Source organism: Streptococcus sp. HMSC077D04 (assembly GCF_001808785.1).
Taxonomy (GTDB): Bacteria; Bacillota; Bacilli; order Lactobacillales; family Streptococcaceae; genus Streptococcus; species Streptococcus mitis_BX.
This window is the reverse complement of record NZ_KV794544.1, coordinates 7,148-7,367: the sequence shown is the minus strand read 5'-3', so window position 1 is coordinate 7,367 and position 220 is coordinate 7,148.

Here is a 220-nt window from a genome sequence, read left to right as displayed (position 1 = left end):
GAGCTGTGTTGTTTCGAATGGTTCCAAAACTTTTGTTCAATTATTGTATCATGATTTGCGGTTTTAGAGCTGTGTTGTTTCGAATGGTTCCAAAACTATATTGATGCTGAAATAGTTAAAGTCAATGTTTTAGAGCTGTGTTGTTTCGAATGGTTCCAAAACGACTGTAGAGGTAGATAACTACTCTGTCATGTTTTAGAGCTGTGTTGTTTCGAATGGT